This is a genomic window from Microbacterium sp. HD4P20 (assembly GCF_019449275.2).
Taxonomy (GTDB): domain Bacteria; phylum Actinomycetota; class Actinomycetes; order Actinomycetales; family Microbacteriaceae; genus Microbacterium.
This window is the reverse complement of record NZ_JAHZQZ020000011.1, coordinates 117,236-134,548: the sequence shown is the minus strand read 5'-3', so window position 1 is coordinate 134,548 and position 17,313 is coordinate 117,236. Positions and strand designations below refer to the sequence as shown.

Annotated in this window: 17 protein-coding genes; 6 read left to right on the top strand and 11 right to left on the bottom strand. The window is 69.5% G+C overall.

The genetic code is table 11. The annotated features are described in order from the left end of the window. Position 1: 1 nt before the first annotated feature. From K0817_RS03745 to K0817_RS03735, 3 genes are all read left to right on the top strand, one after another. Entirely contained in the window at positions 2 to 1,414 is a 1,413-nt protein-coding gene (locus K0817_RS03745) for an aminomethyl transferase family protein (protein WP_219980030.1), read from the top strand. Positions 1,415 to 1,554: 140 nt separating this feature from the next. Beyond that, positions 1,555 to 2,142 (top strand): PadR family transcriptional regulator, encoded by a 588-nt coding sequence (locus K0817_RS03740; protein WP_219980029.1) that lies wholly within the window; start codon positions 1,555 to 1,557, stop codon positions 2,140 to 2,142. A 118-nt stretch (positions 2,143 to 2,260) separates the two neighbouring features. After that, positions 2,261 to 2,797 (top strand): MarR family transcriptional regulator, encoded by a 537-nt coding sequence (locus K0817_RS03735; protein WP_219980028.1) that lies wholly within the window; start codon positions 2,261 to 2,263, stop codon positions 2,795 to 2,797. A gap of 43 nt (positions 2,798 to 2,840) precedes the next feature. On the opposite strand, the gene K0817_RS03730 is transcribed toward K0817_RS03735, so the two are convergent. Genes K0817_RS03730 through K0817_RS03695 form a run of 8 tightly spaced genes read right to left on the bottom strand, consistent with a single transcriptional unit; the run spans position 2,841 to position 11,344 of the window. Then, complete coding sequence (locus K0817_RS03730) at positions 2,841 to 4,037, bottom strand: MFS transporter (protein ID WP_219980027.1); 1,197 nt, start codon at positions 4,035 to 4,037, stop codon at positions 2,841 to 2,843. Then, complete coding sequence (locus K0817_RS03725; RefSeq protein ID WP_219980026.1) at positions 4,034 to 5,296, bottom strand: 2-hydroxyacyl-CoA dehydratase family protein; 1,263 nt, start codon at positions 5,294 to 5,296, stop codon at positions 4,034 to 4,036. Before K0817_RS03725 ends, K0817_RS03730 begins: the two co-directional genes overlap by 4 nt. Next, the gene (locus tag K0817_RS03720) at positions 5,293 to 6,330 is read right to left on the bottom strand and encodes a 2-hydroxyacyl-CoA dehydratase family protein (RefSeq protein ID WP_219980025.1); all 1,038 of its coding nucleotides are present in this window, start codon (positions 6,328 to 6,330) and stop codon (positions 5,293 to 5,295) included. Before K0817_RS03720 ends, K0817_RS03725 begins: the two co-directional genes overlap by 4 nt. Continuing rightward, positions 6,327 to 7,571, bottom strand: coding sequence for a CaiB/BaiF CoA-transferase family protein (locus K0817_RS03715; protein WP_219980024.1), 1,245 nt, complete (start codon positions 7,569 to 7,571; stop codon positions 6,327 to 6,329). The genes K0817_RS03720 and K0817_RS03715 overlap by 4 nt, the downstream gene beginning before the upstream one ends. Then, a complete protein-coding gene (locus K0817_RS03710; protein ID WP_219980023.1) occupies positions 7,568 to 8,713 on the bottom strand; it encodes a CapA family protein in 1,146 nt (381 codons plus the stop codon). Before K0817_RS03710 ends, K0817_RS03715 begins: the two co-directional genes overlap by 4 nt. Continuing rightward, positions 8,710 to 9,519, bottom strand: coding sequence for an amino acid ABC transporter ATP-binding protein (locus K0817_RS03705; protein WP_301339657.1), 810 nt, complete (start codon positions 9,517 to 9,519; stop codon positions 8,710 to 8,712). Before K0817_RS03705 ends, K0817_RS03710 begins: the two co-directional genes overlap by 4 nt. Continuing rightward, complete coding sequence (locus K0817_RS03700) at positions 9,516 to 10,439, bottom strand: amino acid ABC transporter permease (protein WP_219980022.1); 924 nt, start codon at positions 10,437 to 10,439, stop codon at positions 9,516 to 9,518. Before K0817_RS03700 ends, K0817_RS03705 begins: the two co-directional genes overlap by 4 nt. Before the next feature lie 2 nt (positions 10,440 to 10,441). Further along, complete coding sequence (locus K0817_RS03695; protein WP_219980021.1) at positions 10,442 to 11,344, bottom strand: transporter substrate-binding domain-containing protein; 903 nt, start codon at positions 11,342 to 11,344, stop codon at positions 10,442 to 10,444. Between the two features lie 265 nt (positions 11,345 to 11,609). Between K0817_RS03695 and K0817_RS03690 the strand changes: the two genes are divergently transcribed. The 3 genes from K0817_RS03690 (at position 11,610) to K0817_RS03680 (ending at position 14,273) form a co-directional block, all read left to right on the top strand. Continuing rightward, positions 11,610 to 13,046, top strand: coding sequence for an HNH endonuclease signature motif containing protein (locus tag K0817_RS03690; RefSeq protein WP_219980020.1), 1,437 nt, complete (start codon positions 11,610 to 11,612; stop codon positions 13,044 to 13,046). 37 nt (positions 13,047 to 13,083) lie between these two features. Continuing rightward, positions 13,084 to 13,449: a DUF5655 domain-containing protein gene (locus K0817_RS03685; protein ID WP_219980019.1), complete on the top strand. Its 366-nt coding sequence runs from the start codon at positions 13,084 to 13,086 to the stop codon at positions 13,447 to 13,449. A gap of 113 nt (positions 13,450 to 13,562) precedes the next feature. Next, positions 13,563 to 14,273: a spermidine synthase gene (locus tag K0817_RS03680; protein ID WP_219980018.1), complete on the top strand. Its 711-nt coding sequence runs from the start codon at positions 13,563 to 13,565 to the stop codon at positions 14,271 to 14,273. 94 nt (positions 14,274 to 14,367) lie between these two features. Here K0817_RS03680 and K0817_RS03675 read toward each other — a convergent pair whose 3' ends face one another. The 3 genes from K0817_RS03675 to K0817_RS03665 form a co-directional block, all read right to left on the bottom strand. Beyond that, positions 14,368 to 14,820 carry a protein-tyrosine phosphatase family protein gene (locus tag K0817_RS03675; RefSeq protein WP_219980017.1) on the bottom strand — a complete coding sequence of 151 codons (453 nt, stop codon included), beginning with the start codon at positions 14,818 to 14,820 and terminating at the stop codon, positions 14,368 to 14,370. 3 nt (positions 14,821 to 14,823) lie between these two features. Beyond that, on the bottom strand, positions 14,824 to 14,988 hold the full coding sequence (locus K0817_RS03670) for a hypothetical protein (RefSeq protein ID WP_253735158.1): 165 nt from the start codon (positions 14,986 to 14,988) through the stop codon (positions 14,824 to 14,826). Between the two features lie 164 nt (positions 14,989 to 15,152). Beyond that, on the bottom strand, positions 15,153 to 17,222 hold the full coding sequence (locus tag K0817_RS03665; RefSeq protein WP_219980015.1) for a DUF6351 family protein: 2,070 nt from the start codon (positions 17,220 to 17,222) through the stop codon (positions 15,153 to 15,155). Positions 17,223 to 17,313 lie beyond the last annotated feature (91 nt).

The following is a 17,313-nucleotide window of genomic DNA, read 5'->3' as shown; positions in this document are numbered from 1 at the left end:
CATGGCCGACAATCTTCAGCAGCTGCTCGACCAGAAAAACCCGGTCGAGCTTCTGCGCAACTCGCAGATCGGCTCCTACATCTATCCGGTCGTCCCCGCTGACTTCCAGAACTGGATCAAGGAGCAGAAGGCGTGGCGTGACACGGCCGTGCTCTACGACCAGTCGCACCACATGGACAACGTCTTTCTCAAGGGCTCGGACGCCATCAAGCTGATCAGCGACACCGCGATCAACTCGGTCGCCAACTTCGCCGTGAACAAGGCCAAGCAGTACGTGCCGACGACCGCCGCCGGCCACGTCATCGGCGACGGCATCCTGTTCCGTGAAGCCGAAGACGAGTACACGTACGTCGGCCGCGCGCCCGCGTCGAACTGGCTGCTCTACCACGGCGAGACCGGCGGCTATTCGAACCTCGAGGTCACCGTCGACCGCCGTTCGCCCTCGCGCCCGTACGGTCACCCGGTGACGCGTCAGTACTACCGCTTCCAGATCCAGGGCCCGAAGGCGTGGGACGTCATCGAGAAGCTCAACGGCGGCCCGCTCGAGAAGATCGGCTTCTTCAACATGTCGACGATGAAGATCGCCGGCAAGGACGTCCGCACGCTGCGTCACGGCATGGCGGGTGCGCCGGGTCTGGAGATCTGGGGCCCGTACGCCGAGCACGACGAGATCCGCGATGCGATCGTCGAGGCGGGAGCAGAGTTCGGCCTGGTCCCCGTCGGGTCGCGCGCGTACCCGTCCAACACGCTCGAGTCGGGCTGGATCCCCTCGCCCCTGCCTGCCATCTACACCGGCGAGGCCGAGCGCGGCTACCGCGAGTGGCTCGGCACCGACAGCTATGAGGCCACCGGCACGCTCGCCGGCTCGTTCGTGTCGGACGACATCGAGGACTACTACCTCACCCCGTGGGAGCTCGGCTACGGCAACTTCGTCAAGTTCGATCACGACTTCATCGGTCGCGACGCGCTCGAGAAGATCGACCCCGCGACCCAGCGCAAGAAGGTCACGCTCGCGTGGGACGCCGAAGACCTCGGCAAGGTGTGGACGTCGCTGCTGAACGTCGACGGCCCCAACTACAAGTTCTTCGACCTGCCGCTGGCGAACTACGGCTCGGCGAACTACGACTCGGTCATCGACGCCGACGGCAACGTCGTGGGCTACTCGATGTTCACCGGCTACTCGGCCAATGAGCGCCGCGGTCTGTCGCTGGCGACGGTGAACCCCGACGTCCCCGAGGGCAGCGAGCTGCGCGTGGTGTGGGGCGAGCCCAACGGCGGCAGCAGCAAGGCATCGGTCGAGCCGCACGAGCAGACCGAGGTCCGCGTCGTCGTCAGCCCGGTCCCGTACTCGACGGTCGCACGTCAGACCTACCAGGGCGGCTGGCGCACGGGGTACCAGCAGCCCGCGTCCTGACGACTCCCGCTCGCTGAGCGAGCGAAGCGAGACGAAACGCCCTGAGCCTTCGAAAGGCCAGGCGCGTTTCGTCTCGCTCGTCCCTCGCTCGCTCAACGACCGAGATCCTCCCGCTACCCTCAGGCAGGGAAAGGAGTCGCATGAGTCTGCGCTATGCGCTGTTGGCTATCCTGCGCGTCGGGCCGCTGTCGGGCTACGACCTGCAGAAGCAGTTCCACCAGTCGGTCGGCCACGTGTGGCATGCTCCCGACTCGCAGATCTATCCCGAGCTGCGCAAGATGGAGCAGGCCGGGCTGATCGAGGGTGAGGAGCAGGCGCGCGGCGAGCGCGGCACGCGACGCATCTATCACGTGACGGATGCCGGTGAGCAGGCGTTCGCGGAGTGGATGGCCGCGCCCCTGGATTATCAGCGCGTGCGCGACCCCGCCCATCTGCGTGCCGCCTATCTGGAGGCGACCACGCCCGACGCGGCGCGGGCCTTCCTCGAGCGGCACATCGAGGTGTGGCGAGGCGAGCTCGCGCAGTGGGAGGGCGAGCTCATCCACATCCAGCACCTGAGCAACCCGATGCTGGTGCGCCGGCTCGAGGTCCTGCCCGACGACGACCGCGAGCGCACCATCGAGTTCAAGCGGTTCGCGTACGAGGGGCTCGTCGAGCGCGCACGTATCGAGATCGCGTGGGCCGAGCGCGGCCTCTCCCTCGTCGACCGCCTCGAGTCGACCGCCTGACCCGACGGCGGACGGCTTGCCTGGAGTGATCGACGCGCCAGTAGCGTCAGCGTATGAGCGTCGCGCGGCCCGGGGTGCGCCGCGGCCGACCCGGACCCGGCGCGGCTAGGCTGAGGGCGTGTCGATCCAGAGCCGAGATCCGCGGGGAACGCCCGCCACAGATCGGCTCAACTACACCGCCTACCGCCTCGCCCGCGCCCTCAACCGCGCCGCCGAGAACACCGCTCTCGCGCACGGTGTGACCCTCCCCCAGTTCCTCATTCTGCAGGTTCTCGGCGAAGGGGTGCCACTGTCGAACGCGCAGGTCGCGCGGCGCACGTTCGTCAGCTCGCAAGCGGCGCACGTGGTGTCGGCCGAACTGCTCGATTCGGGTCTCATCGAGCGGGTCGAGCACCCCACGAATCGCCGGGTGCGGCTGGTTCGACTGAGCGAGACCGGCTGGGACACGCTCGCCAAGTGCGAGGCCGAGATCCGCGAGCGCGAGGACCGGCTGGCCGAGAGCATCGGCCCCGACCTGGGAGGCTCGCTCGCCGAAGTGCTGGATCGCGCGGCCGACACGCTCGCGGGCGGCTACTTCGGCGATGCGGATGCCGAGGCCGAGGCGGTCGCGAAGCGCCGCCGCCCCAGCAAGGGCTCGGGGCTGGCACCAGCCTGAGGCACGGCCCCGCCGTAGCCGAGACCCGGGCCGGCGGCATCCGTCATCGCCTGCGCAGCCGGACGGCGACGAAGACCGCGCACGCCAGCCCGGCCAGGCCGCCGATCGCCAGCGCCGCTCTCCCACCCTGGGCGTCGATCACCCAGCCCATGAGCAGCGCGCCGAACGGCACCATGCCGTAGTTGCCGAGCGTCACGAGCGACATCGTCCGGCCGATCTGGTCGGGTGCGACGCTGACCTGGGCAGCCGCGTTGAGGATGCCCTGGTAATACCCGACGCCGAGCCCGAGCAGCGGGCCGACCGCCAGCAGGATGGCCAGTGTGGGCGCGGCGGCGTTCAGCAGGAGCGCTGCGCCGAGGCCCCCGCACGCGACGATGAGCGAGCGCACCGTGACCCGGTCGCGTCCCGCGGCGAGGACGCCGCCCACGATGGCGCCGAGCGCGTTGAGCGTGTGCGTCGCGCCGACCGCCATGGCGTCGCCCGCGAAGGTGAGGCTCACGGTCGACGTCAGCACCAGCATGAGGTTGAGGGCCAGCAGCGCCACGACGACGTTCACGACGAGGAGCGTCACCAGCTCACGGGTGAAGAACGAGGGACGGATGCCACCAACCGGCCGTTCCGCCCGTCGAGGGCGCGGGAACAGTTGTGCCGGACGGATGGCCACGATCGAGGCGAACACCAGCAGGAACGACGCCGAGTTGATCAGCATGCACGCCGTCGCGCCGAGCCCTTGGAACGCGATGCCGGCCAGGCCCGGACCGATCGAGCGCGCCGAAGCGAGGGCGATGGTGCTGAGCGACACGGCGCGGCCGAGGCTGTCCGGGCCGACGATCTCGAAGATGATCGCCTGCGCCGCGACCCGCTCGAACGCGTGCACCGTGCCGAGCACCGCCACCAGCGCGTAGATCGCCACGATCGACGGCTCGGGGGTGAGGGTCGCGAACGCGAGCCCCGCCACGACGAGCGCCGACGCCAGCGACGTGATCAGGAGGATCGTTCGCGGTCGCACCCGGTCGGCGAGTCGGCCGGCCGGAACGCTCAGCACGAGCAGCGGCAGGAACTGCGCGATCGTCACACCGCTGAGCGCCTGTGCGCTGCCGGTCGCCTCGAGCACGACGAGCGATAGTGCGAGGTTCTGGAACCACGTGCCGGTGTTCGAGATCACCTGGCCGCTGAAGTACAGCGAGAAGCGCCCGTTGCCGAACGGCTCGAAGACCCGCAGCCGCGGCGCGCGGCTCATCGGGCGGCCGGCACGCGCTCCCGCACGAAGCCCGCGATCCGCTCCCGCACGTCGCCCGTTGCCCGCGGGTCGGCGTTGCTGGCGCGGATCTCGAGAACCGGGATGCCGCGCTGCTCGAGCGCTGCCGTGATCACGCCGGGGGCCGGAGTGTCGTCGGCGACGAGGTGCACCACCCCGTCGACGCCGTGGGCGAGCGCTTCTTTGACGTACCACGACGACGACATCGGCGGCACGTAGAGCAGGTCGGTGAGCCCCACGAACCGCGCGGCGAGCGTTCGCACCGGGTCGTCGCCGTAGCGCGCGTATCCGTCCGCGGCGATCGCGAGGTACATCGACCACACGAAGACCGCACCGAACTCGTCCTGGAACGAGCGGTACATCTCCAGGTCCGACCACAAGCCGCGGCCGATCCACATCAGCCGGCGCCTCTCGCCGCGGCACACGGCGTGGCCGTCGTCGATGCGACGCGCGACTTCGTCGTGCAGGCGCCGCGCGGCTGCGACCGCCCACGGCGTGCCGCGATGCCACTGCGGCACCATGACCGCCGGGATGATGTCGGTCACCGCGACCGGCAGAGGGCGGGCGGATGCCAGCAGGTCGCGCGTGCGCCGGTTCCACTCGGCCTGCTCGTTGGCCAGGGCCATGATGCCGGCGAGTTCGCCGAGGTCCAGCGTGCGGCGCACGCGCTGCTCGAGCGTCGCGGCGAGCGCCCGGATCTCGCCCTCGAGCAGATCGATCCGGGCCGCTCCGAAGACGTCTTCCCAGTCGTGCGCGACACGGTCCCACCAACCGGCGGGTGCGGGCACGGCGGCGGTGCGCGAGAGCAGGAAAGTCTCGGTGCCGGGCCGGCGGCCCCACCGCTCGAAGATCTTGTGCGTGACGTCGCCGCTGCGCTCAGAGATCGCGAAGCGCGGTTCGGGCAGCCCGCCCCACGGGGCGAGTTCGGCGGCAAGCTCTTGCGCGCCCAGCGGCAGCACGTCGTACTGGCGGCTGTCGTCGGGCAGGCCCTGCGCAGCGACAGCGGCGAGGCTGGCAGGCGCCGCACGCTTGGCCGAGATGATCGACGACCACCACTGGTTGACGACGTACGGGATGCCGAGTGCTCGCAGCAACTCGTGCGGAGCGTCCGCGTTCGCCAGCGCGATCGGCTCGCCTTCGCGCGCGCGGTCGGCCAGGCTCAGGAACCACTCCTTCTGGAACGCCGTCGCGGCGGCGGCGCTCTCCAGCCGCGGCGGCGCAGCGGCGCCCTGACCGCTCATGCGGACACCGCCGCGTCGACGAGCTCGCGCACGAGATCTCGGGCAGCATCGATCTCTTCGCCGGGTGTCACTCGCCCGCTGATGAACGGGATGCCCTCGAGCACGTCACGCTGGTCGGTGAGGTCCCACAGCGGAGCCTCGTCGAGCTCGCGGATGATCGCGGCCACCGCGTCTGCGCCCGCTTCGCGCGCGATGTCGCCGGTGAACGCGGCGCGGACCGAGCCGGATGTGGTGGCCGAAGTGGTGACCCGTGCGAAGTGCGCGTCGCTGAGCCCTTCGAGCACGTGTTCCGTGGTCTCGCCACGCACGGCCTCGCCCAGCCACGCGGCCTCGCCCGTGTCGTGGTCTTCGCTGACGATCACGCAACGGCCCTCGCTCTCGAGCTCGCGGTAGAACGCGGCGTCGGGATGGGACGAGCCGGTCACGTGCACTCTCATGGCGCCGGGGGAAACCGGGGCTCGCGCCGCATCGAGGCGGGCCACAGCTTCGGACGGCGCCAGGCGTGCGGCATCCAGCATCGCGTCCAGCGCATCCGCGCCCGCGCACAGCGGCGGGTCGGCGCGGCGGCGAGCGCGCAGACGTCGCAGCGCATCGCCGACGGCCGCCTCGGCGTCGGCGGCGGCAGCAAGGGATGCCGCATCCAGCCTGCGTCCCGTCACCGCGGCACAGAACGCGGCGAGCGCCTCGAGCTGGAACCGCGCGAACCGGCGCGCGGGCTCGGAGGCATCTCGCGGCATATCGAGCAGGTGCACCGGCACCGTCGAAGCGGTGGCGCGCAGCACGTAGAAGAGGCGCAGGTGCGCCTGGGAGTCGTTGCACACGATGAGCGCGTCGAGCGGCTGCGCGTCGCTGCGCAGCTCGGTGAGAAGGCGCGCCACGACGGCATCGGTCGCACCCAGGAGCTGCGCCGCATCCGGGTCGATGGCTCCGGTCCACGATCCGGTCAGGCGATGCGGGCGGGCGCCGAGCGCGAGGAGCAGCTGCCGTGGCACATCGTTGCCCACGACACCGATCACCGGTGCGCTCGTGGTCACAGCACCCCGTCCTGCCGCAGTTGCGCCACGCGCTCGGCGTCGTACCCGAGCAGATCCTGGAGCACGCCGTCGGTGTGCTCGCCGAGACCCGGGGCGGGCTTGGAGAGATCGGCGCGGCTGCGAGAGAACACCATCGGAAGCCCCGTGCCGTACAGGCCCTCGAAGTGGCCGAACCGCGGATGCACGAGCGGCACCACCTCGCCCCGGCCGGTGACGATGTCATCGCGCACGGCCGTCGCGGTGTCGCGCACCGGAGCGGCCGGGACGCCGTTGTGCTCGAAGGCCGACAGCACTTCGGCCGATGAGCGGGTGCGTGCCCAGTCGCTCACCAGGGCGTGCAGTTCGTCGGCGTTGTCGACGCGCGCGTCGCGCGATGAGAACCGCGGGTCGTCGATCAGCTCGGGTTGCCCGATCGCGGCGAGGGTCCCCTCGGCGAAAGCGTCGGTGGGGGCGCAGATCGCGAACCAGCCGTCGACGGACTGGAACGTGCCGAACGGCGCGAGCCGGGGCACGACCGCGCCTGTTCGCAGCGGGAAGCCGACCGATTCGAGCGCGTCGAACGGCTCGCACGCGACGAGGGAGGTGAGGCTGCCGAGCATCGAGACGTCGACGTGCTGACCCTCGCCGGTGCGCTCGGCATCCATCACGGCGGCGAGCGTCCCGATCACCGCGAACAGCGGGGCGACCAGGTCGCCGATCGGCAGCCCGAACCGCACCGGCGCGTCGCCCGGCTCGCCGGCGGTCATCATGACGCCGCTCAGGGCCTGGATGATCGTGTCCATCGCCTTGCCCTCGCCCGGGACGCCCTGCGCGCCGAAGCCGCTGATCGAGGTGTAGACGATGCGCGGGTTGATCTGCTGCACGGCGGCGAAGTCGATGCCCAGGCGCCGGGTCACGCCGGCGCTGTAGTTCTCGACCACGATGTCGGCCTCGCGGACGAGGTCGAAGAACACCTCTCGGCTCTCCGCGTGCTTCAGGTTGAGCGTGATGCTCTCCTTGCCGCGGCCCCGGGCCATCATCGACACCGACATGTCGTCGGGGCCGGTGCGTCGAAGCTGCAGTCCGTCCGCGGTCACGTACGGCGAGTTGTTGCGCGACGAGTCTCCGCCGCGCTCGGGGTTCTCGACCTTGATGACGCGCGCGCCGAGGCTCGCGAGCAGCAACGTCGCATAAGGCCCCGCGAGCGCGGTGGTCAGGTCGATCACGGTCTTTCCCGCAAGCGGGGCGTCAGGAGTGCTCATCGTGTGCTTTCCCCCGCGCGGACGACGAGTCGATCGCCGTCCCACGCGAGATCAGTGGCGAAACCGGCGTGTGCCGTGATCGTGCGCAGGTAGTGGGCGACCTGCTCGCCGCGCTCGGAGCGCCCGACGGGTACCGGCCGCGCCTCGTCGTCGATCCAGCACGGCAGGAGCGCCGCGCGCACCTCGCCGCCGTCGTCGATCACGAGCTCGGCGATCGCGGTGTTCCGGCTCTCCGGGTGGAAGGGGTATTCCGGCATCGCGGCATCCGGCTCGAAGCCGAAAAGACGCCGGCGCTGCCTTGCCCACGCGACGCGCTCGGGCGAGCCCTCCGGCGATACCGAGAGCGCACGCGTGACGGTGGCGAAGTTGCCGAGACCATGGAAGATCGCTCGACCGCGATAGACCTCCACGCCCTTCGCGATGTGCGCGTGGTGTGCGATCACGGCGTGGGCTCCCGCATCCACCACCGCATGAGAGACCTCGATCTCGTAGTCCGCGATCTCGGCGGGAACGTGCACCAGGCCCTTGTGCAGCGCGACGACGACGACCTCTGCGTGCGCGGCGGCGACTTCGACCGCCTCACGCAGACGACCCAGGCTCGTGGGCTCCGCATAGGTGCGCACGCGCGGCGGTCCGCCCGGATTCGCGCCCCGCACCTCGTAGTGCGTGATCACCTCGACGTACGCGGCGCCCGGCTTGAGGCTCGATGCCCACGTCTCGCGAGGACCGACGCAGTTGACGCTCAGCACTGCGACCCGCGTGCCGTGCACATCCGTGATCACCGGCGTGAACGCCTCGTCGAGGTTCTCGCCGACTCCCACCGTGCGCAGGCCTCGCTCGGCGCAGTGACGCACGGTGTCGCGGATGCCCTCGGGACCGAAGTCGTAGACATGGTTGCCGGCGAGGGTCAGGATGCCGAACCCGGCGTCGGCGAGGGCGTCCAGGGCGGAGGGCGGTCCGGGCAGGGCCGGGACATCCGTCGTCTGCACCACCGCCCCATCGACGTCGCTGTCGAGATGCGGGATCTCGAGCTGCCCGATGAGCAGGTCGCTCTCGCGCAGCAGATCGCGGGCAGGCTCCAGCAGCGGGCGCGCGTCGTCGCGTTCGAGCACCAGATCACCGACCGCGCGGATGATGGTCACGCCTCCACCTCGCGCGCGGGGGCCGCGGCGATGCGTGTCAGGAACGTCCGCAGGCGCGTGGATCGCGGATCGTCGAAGAACTCCGTCGACGGGCGGTCTTCGATCACCTGCCCATCCGCCATGAACACGCACCGGTCGGCGACGTGACGGGCGAAGTCGAGCTCGTGCGTGACGACGATCATCGTCATGCCCGACTCGGCGAGGTCTTTCATGACCTGCAGAACCTCGTCGACCAGTTCCGGATCGAGCGAGCTGGTGGGCTCGTCGAACAGCAGGATCCGCGGGTTCGTGGCGACCGCACGAGCGATCGCGACGCGCTGCTGCTGGCCGCCGGACAGCTGACGCGGGTAGGCCTGCGCCTTGTCGGCGAGCCCGACCCTGTCGAGCAGCTCGAGCGCGCTGGCCTTCGCCTCGGCGGCCGGCACCCCGTGCACCTTGATGGGCGCCTCGGTGATGTTGCGCAGCACCGTCCAGTGCGGAAACAGGTTGAACTGCTGGAAGACCATGCTCATGCGACGCTGCTGCCGCTTCACGTCGGCGTCGGTGAGGGGACGGATGCCGTCGCGATACCGTTCGTAGCCGAGCAGTTCGCCGTCGAGGTACATCGCGCCGCCCTCGATCGACTCGAGCTGGTCGATGCAGCGCACGAGGGTCGACTTGCCCGAGCCCGAGGGACCGAGAACCGCGACGACCTCCTGCGCATGGACCTCGAAGTCGACGCCGTCCAGGGCGACATTGTCGCCGTACGTCTTGCGCAGTCCGACGACCTGGAGCACCGGGGTCACGGACGTGTCGTCGCGGGTCATGCCGCCACCTCCGTCCGCTCGACGGCGCGCCGGGCGACCGCGGCCCGCGACATGCCCCTGCTGAAGTGCCGCTCCACCCTTCGCTGCACCAGCGTCAGGGCGGTGACGACCACGAGGTACCAAATCACGGCGACGATCAGCATGGGCACCACTTCATAGGTCCGGTTGTAGATGACCTGCACCGAGTGCAGCAGATCGCCCATCGCGATGACGCTCACGAGCGACGTTCCCTTCATGAGCGCGATCACCTGCGACCCGGTCGGCGGGATGATGACGCGCATCGCCTGCGGCAGCACCACGCGGGTGAAGGAATGCCAGCGGCTGAAGCCCATCGCGGCCGCGGCATCCCGCTGGCCGGAGTCGACCGACAGGATGCCGGCGCGGATGATCTCGGCCATGTAGGCCGCTTCGTGCAGCGACAGTCCGATGATCGCGGCCGTGAGCGGGGTGATGAGGTCGTTCGTCGGCCAGCTGAACAGCTCCGGCCCGAACGGCACCCCGACCGCCAGCCGCGGCAGCAGGTACGCGAGGTTGTACCAGAAGATCAGCTGCACCAGCGGCGGAACCCCGCGGAAGACCCCGACGAACACGATGCACGCCCACCGCAGCGGCGCGAACTCGGTGAGCTGCCCCGCCGCCAGGGCGGTGCCCAGGAGCGAGCCGAGCACCATGCCGATGATCGTCAGCGTGATCGACATGCCGAGCCCCATCAGCACGCTGGGGTTGAAGAGGTATTCCGCCACGACCGGCCAGTCGAATCGCTCGTTCGTGACGAGGAAGACCGCGATCTGCACCGCGACGAGGGCGAGCAGGATGCCGACGACCACCCGCCAGGGATGGATCCGGCGCCGTGCGCGCGCGGCGTCGATCGATCTGACGGCCGACGGGTTGCGTACCGGCTGGGTGGTGAGGTCTGTCATCGTCACTCGCTGGTCATCGGGTTGAGGGTGGGTGCGTCGACGGCGGCGTCCTCGATGCCCCACTCGGTCATGATCCGCTCGTACTCGCCGTTCTCGAAGATCGCCTCGAACGCCGCGAGCATGGGCTCTGCCAGCCCGTTGCCCTTGGGCATGAACAGGGCGAGCTGGTCGACGCCGGCTCCCTGCTCATCGGACTGGAGGATGAACTCGTACGTGTCGGGATCTGAGGCCTGCAGGTCGATCGCGGCGGACTGGGTCGTGCCCGCGTAGTCGGCGCGGTCGGAGTTGACGGCGAGGAACGTCGAGTTGCTGTCTTCCAGCCCGACGAACTCGGCGGGGTCCAGACCCTCGGCGGCGCACCATTCGTTGTATCGGGCGAGCTGACTCTCGGTCACCGATCCGGTGACGCCCGCGACGCGAGCACCGCACAGCGCCTCGGGATCACTCAGCTCGTCGGCGCGCTCGGCGAGGTAGACGTACGAGGTGCGCGTGGTCATCCAGACGACGGCGTCGAAGTCGGCCTCACGCTCGGGCGTGGTGCGCACGGGACCGTTGAACGCGTCGAAGCGGCCCGACAGCATGCCGGTGAGCATCGCGTCCAGACCAGAGGACGTGATGATCTCGAACGGTACGCCGAGCTGCTCCGACAGCGCCTCCTGCAGGTCGGGGTCGATTCCGGTGATCTCGCCGCCCTCCTCGATCGTGCGGTAGGGCGGGTGGGTGTCGCCGGCGATCTTGATGACGCCGGCCTCTTTGATCGCGTCGGGAAGCTGGTCGTACAGCGGGGCCTCGGTCGCAGCATCCGTCTCGGCCGGCTCGCCCTCGGGCGTCGAGGGGGACGAGCAGCCGGCGAGGAGGCCGATCACGAGAAGGGGGGCGAGGGCGGCAATGCTCTTGGTGCGCATGGGTACTCCACATCGTTGTGCAGATCGAGTCGTGGTCTGCTGACCACAAGAACATCATAAAAGTTGATGGTTGATGTTTTCAACTATCAATACTGACACGGAAGGGCGGCGAGGTGCTCCGCGGGTTCCTCGCCGGGGCCGGCGCGGCGTCATCGGTTCCTCCACAGGAGCGATCTCTTGCTGCGGTTGTCAAGGTTGTCCACAGGCTGGTTTGACGGACTGATCTGGGGGTTTGGATGTCGGTGGCCCCGGTCAGAATGGGGGTATGACAAACCTCGCCGATGCTCTGAACGAGCTCGGCGATGCGCTCGCGAAAGCGACCGCGGCGGCCGTCGCCGGCGGCGGTTTGCGGGGAGCGGACGACACGGAGCTGCTGGGTGCGTTGGCGGCGGCGGGGCGGATCCGGCGGCAAGCGGAAGCGGTGATGGTGGAGGCGGTCGCGGTGATCACCGACCGTGACGGCAGCGCTCCCCATCCGGACCGGCTCACCACCCGGCACGGGTGCCGCAACACCTCCGAACTGATCCAACGCGCCACCCGGGTCTCGGGGCGGACCGCGTCCGAGATGGTCGGGGTCGCGAAAGCGGTGCAGCAGCAGGTCGCGCTCTCGACCGGTGAGGTGCTGCCGGCGGAGTTCCCCGGGATGCGTCAGGCGCTCGCGAGCGGGCACGTCGGGGTGGACGGGATGATCGCGGTGACCGGTGCGTTCCGCGGCTGCCAGACCGGACGCGCCGGGATCCTCGCAGCCGACACCGAGCTCGCCGCCGCCGCCCGCGGTGACGGTGCCGATGCGGCACCCCCCGCCTCGGCCGATGAACTACGCGCATACGCCCTGGTGTGGGCGGCGTACCTGGACCAGGACGGTGCCGAACCCGACGACACCACCGCGCTCCGCAAACGCGGAATCACCGTCGGGCGCCGCGGCGACGACGGACTCGTGCCGTTGCGCGGCCGGCTGCTGCCCGAAGTCGCCGCGCAACTGCAACTCGGATTCGACAGCGTCCTCAACCCGCGCGGAGACGGCGCCCCGACACCCGACGGACCCTGCTTCGTGGAGACGGACGACCACGGGGATCCGTCAACGCCGCTGGCAGCAACAGCGGACCCGCGCTCCCACAGCCAGAAGCTGCACGACGCGTTCGCGGTGCTCCTCACCGCGGCGGCCGCCTCCGGCGAACTGCCCACGCTCGGTGGCGCGGCACCCACCCTGGTCGTGTCGGTCCGGCAAGAGGACCTTGCCGCCGGGCGGGGGAAGGCCCACCTGCCCGGCGACGACCAGCCCCTCCCGTTCGCCGTCGCCCGGCACACCGCCTGCACCGGCGCCATCCAACGCGTCCTCACCGGCGAGGGCGGCCGGATCGTGTCCATCACCACCCTGGACCGGGTCTTCAACCACCACCAGCGCAGAGCCATCACCCTCCGCGACGGCGGCTGCATCATCCCCGGCTGCACTGTCCCCCCACAATGGTGCGAGATCCACCACGTCCAAGAACACTCACGAGGTGGACCCACCCATACCGACAACGGCGTCCTGCTCTGCTGGTTCCACCACCGCACCATCGACACCGGCGGCTGGCACATCCGCATGCAACACGGCATCCCTTATGTCCGCGGACCCGCATGGTGGGACCACACCATGACATGGCGCCCCACCACCAAATCCCCCACCCGCAAACGCGACCTCATCGCCCTACGCACCTGAACCGACGCTCCCTGCGCGCGGCGGATAAAGTGGCGCCGTGACTCAGGCAGTCGCTGGGGAAGAGTTCTTCGCCCCCGATCAGAAGGCCGTCTCCATCTTCCGCGCGCTCGCGGGACCGCTCGTGAGGCTCGATGACGTCGAGGTTGTGGTGTCCAAGAGCCAAGTGTCGTTCCGCGCCCGTCGCGCATTCGCCTACGCGTGGGCGCCGGGACGCTATGTGAAAAATGACGCGCCCGTCGTGGTGTCGTTCGCATTGAGCGAAGAGCTCTCCTCCGCTCGCTTCAAGGAAGTCGCCCATCCTTCATCTTCGACGTGGATGCACCATGTGGAGCTTCGCCTTGTGAAGGACGTCGACCGCGAACTGACCGCCTGGATCAGGCGGGCTTACGCGGAGGCTCGTTGACCCACGCCTCGTTGCTCGCCATCTCCCAGACACCGCGCTCGAACGGGGAGGATAGGGTGGCGACCGACATCCGTCGAGCGTCTACCGACGCCGGCAGGGAGCGAGAGTCCGGCATGATCGCACGATTCGAAGAACTCGACTGGCAAGACACCCGAATGGGCGAGCTGACCCTCCGGCGGCGTGCCGACCCGGAGACCGGTGAGTGGATCTACGAGGTGAAACTGCGGGACGAGTTCCTCATGTCGAGCCTGTTCACCGTCGCCGAGCAAGAGCTCGCGACACTGGGGCTGGCCGCGGCAGAAGACGGCGATCTGCGAGTGCTCGTCGGAGGTCTGGGCCTGGGCTACACCGCCGCCACGGCGCTCCTGGACGATCGGGTGCGAACGCTGCACGTCATCGACGCCCTCCCCGCGGTCATCGGGTGGCACGAGAAAGAGCTGCTCCCGGTATCGGCGATGCTCGTGCGAAACCCCCGCACGGCCTTGATCCACGACGATTTCTTCTCCGTCGTCCGCCGGGCACCCGAGCCCGACGGCCTGCGCTACGACGTCATCCTGTTGGACGTGGATCACTCGCCACGCCACGTCCTTGACCCCAGTCACGCCGACCTCTACACCGCCGCGGGCATCGAATCCCTCGCTCGGCACCTCACCGACCGGGGAGTCTTCGCGTTGTGGTCGGACGATCCCCCCGACCCCGAATTCATGGCCACGCTGTCGTCCGTGCTCGATGCGACGGCTCACACCGTGACGTTCGACAACCGCCTCACCGGCGGAACGTCGTCGAACACGGTCTACGTCGCGACCCGCGACCGAGGGGTGTGACCGCCGTCCGACACGAGCGCTGTGTCGCCGGACAATCACGGTGTAGACATCGCATCCTGGACCGACACCTACGACTGACCCGCCCTCCGATGGGCTATCGCGGCAGATCGCCCCGAGCGAGGTCGACGTCTCGCACGAAACGACGCTGCCATGGAGTCTCCACCGCTTTCGGCCGGTAGTTCGCCCTCACCCATGGCACGGCGTCCTCGCGCGGCACACCGGCAAGGCGCGCGAGGATCGCGATCGCCGAACCCGTTCGACCCGTGCCCCCGTCGCACGCGATCTCGACCCTCATGCTCGCTGACCGTTCGTAAGCATCCTTGAGTGCCGCGATCGCTTCGTCCGACGATCGCGGCAGCCGGAAGTCCGGCCAGCACACCCAGCCGGATTCCCAGCCGTCCTCGGCGTGCGGCTTCGCCGTGAGGTAGAGCCCGTACTCGGGGACGGCCTCCTCCTCCGGGGCGCCACCGAGAAGCCCGCGCCCTCGCACCAGCCGACCACCCGGGAGTGTGACGACTCCGGTGAGGTCGCTGTTCCATGTACCCATCGGTCAATTCTGTCGAGTCCGCGCGCTTGCCGTCGCACGTGCATCGAATGCGGCTCCGAGCGCGATACCAAGCGACAGGCCGACACCCGCACCGACGGCGAGATCGTCGAAGAAGATCAAACCCGCGCCGGCGCCGACCAAGAGACCCAGCGCGATTCCGATCCCCACGCCGTCGTGAGGCTTCTCCGGGCGGCGTTCCGTTGGCACCATGCCGCCAACGCTACGCATGCCAGACGCACCGCTCGAATCACCCCGACGAGACGGATCGGGCACCGCGGAAGGGCAGGTCCCCGCCGCGCGAGAAACCTGCCCTTCCGGGCGGATCGCCGACGCTAGCCGAAGCTGAGCCAGGTGCCCTCGAGCTCGCTGTAGCCCTGCGGGCGCTGCGTCCAGTCGCACACGCCGTCGGGGAACACCGCGGTCAGGCGCTGCCACTGCTCGTCGCTCATGGCCGGGTAGTCTGCCCGCTCGGTGTCGGTCAGCTCGCACTTGAGCCCGTCCGCCAGCAGCGGCATGCCCGCCTCGGCCCGCGGCTGCGAGTGGAACGGATACAGCTGGTTGCACCCCGTCGTCGGATCGTCGTAGTCGAGCACCTCCGGGATGAACGTCATCCCGGCGTCGTAGCATCCGTCCGCCAGCCCTGCCGGTCGCGCCGCGATCGTGCGCTCGCGGTCACCGGGACCACCCGCCGCCTCGATTGCATCCAGCCATGCCTCGAGCTGGTCGAGCGCGGCCACTCGCATCGCGGCGGTGTTGGCCGGGATGTTGGCACCGGTCCAGCTGACGTGCGTGCCGGCGTCACCATGGGCCGCGATCATCCGCTCCCGGATGATCGCCGAACGGTACCGCTCGTGGAAGTCGCCGGTCGGATCGGTGTAGTTGCGGATCTCGATCACCGGCGTCCACTCCAGGCCGCCCGTCATCATGTTGATGCGGCCTGTCGCGTACGCCCGCTCGATCGCCTCGACGCTCGCCTCCGAACGCTCCACGGTTCGGGCGCCGTCGACGTCCATGCCGCCGACGCGCTCGTTGAGCGACACGAACTGCTCCACGGTGATGGCGCCCTCCTGCAGGGCGTTCCAGCCGTACTGCACCCCGACGTTGTCGGGCTCGACGCGCAGGCCGCGGCCCTCGGCATCCGTTCCGTACACGTTCTTCACCATGTCGGCGATCGTGCACCGCAGACCGTCGGGATTCGACGGCGACCAGCGGTCGGCAACCGGGATCGCGACGTTGCAGCCGCGGTTGGGGTCGTCCACGCCGTCGAAGAACGTGAAGCCGAAGCAGGTGCCCGAAAGCGCGTGGCCGGTGACGGCCACCTTCTGCGCCTCCGTCCACCCGGCGCCGGCCGGCGAGTTCCAGTAGCCCAGCAGGCCGCGGCAGTCGTGGCCGCCGATCGTCGTCGACCGCTCGTCGGGGTAGCCGATCTCACCGAGCACGCCATCGAGGATGCCGGGGTAGTTGTTCGACAGCAGCAGCTGCTGCATCGTGCCCGCCGAGCCGCCGGAGCCGACCGTATAGGTCACCGGCCCGAGCTGTTCGACCACATGCTCCTTGACCATCATCGCCGTCTCAGCGCTCGTGACGTCGTTGCAGTTCTGCGCGTACACATTGAAGGTCGCGGATGCCACGGCATACCCGCGGCTGAGGAACAGGTCGTTCTGCACGCCGCCGGTGCTGCTGCCCTGCCAGTAGCCGACGCCACAGGCGCCTCCGAACGTGTAGGCGAGCTTGCCGTTCCAGCCGGGCTCTGTCTGCGTCGGCGAGGGCTCGGGCTCTGCCGGCTGGTGCAGCATGGCGGTCTCGTACACGGCACGGTTGATCGTGCCGCGCTCGATGCGCACGATGTATGGCACGCCGACGCCGTCGACCGTCGCGGTGGCGACGTCCGCGGGCACGGAGCCGTCGGTCGGGAAGTCCGCGAACTGGCCGGCGGTCGTGCGGTAGCGGTAGCTGACGACGGGTGCGGCGACGTGACAGTCCTCATCGACGGCGCCGAGGTTCCACGGCGCCCCCGAGGCGGTGCAATACATCGGATGCTGCGGTCCCGAGAACACCGGACCGGTGATCGGGTGGTTCTCCACCTCGAGCGAGTTCTGCACCTGCCCGTTCTTCTTCGTCACGGTGATCTCGCTCACACCGAGCGGCAGATCGTCGACCAGTCCGACCAGGCTGCCGCCGACGGGCCGGAAGGACTTGGTCACATCCACGCCCGCAGCCACGATGCGGAAGTCGCGACGCGCACCGGTCACCGAGATGAGCGCATCACCGCCCGACACCGAGTCGGCACGCCCCGACAGCACGTCGATATGGACGGGCCGGGCCGCATTGCCCGCAGCGGGGGCGAGGAGCAGCCCCGCCACCAGCGCACCGGATGCGGCGAGCACGCCTGCCCCGAACATGCGCGCCCTGTACCTGGATCGCTTCATCGATTCCTCCGACATCGTCGTCAGTGGAACGGCCTCGTCGCCGCCCTCACGCCACAGAGTAGAA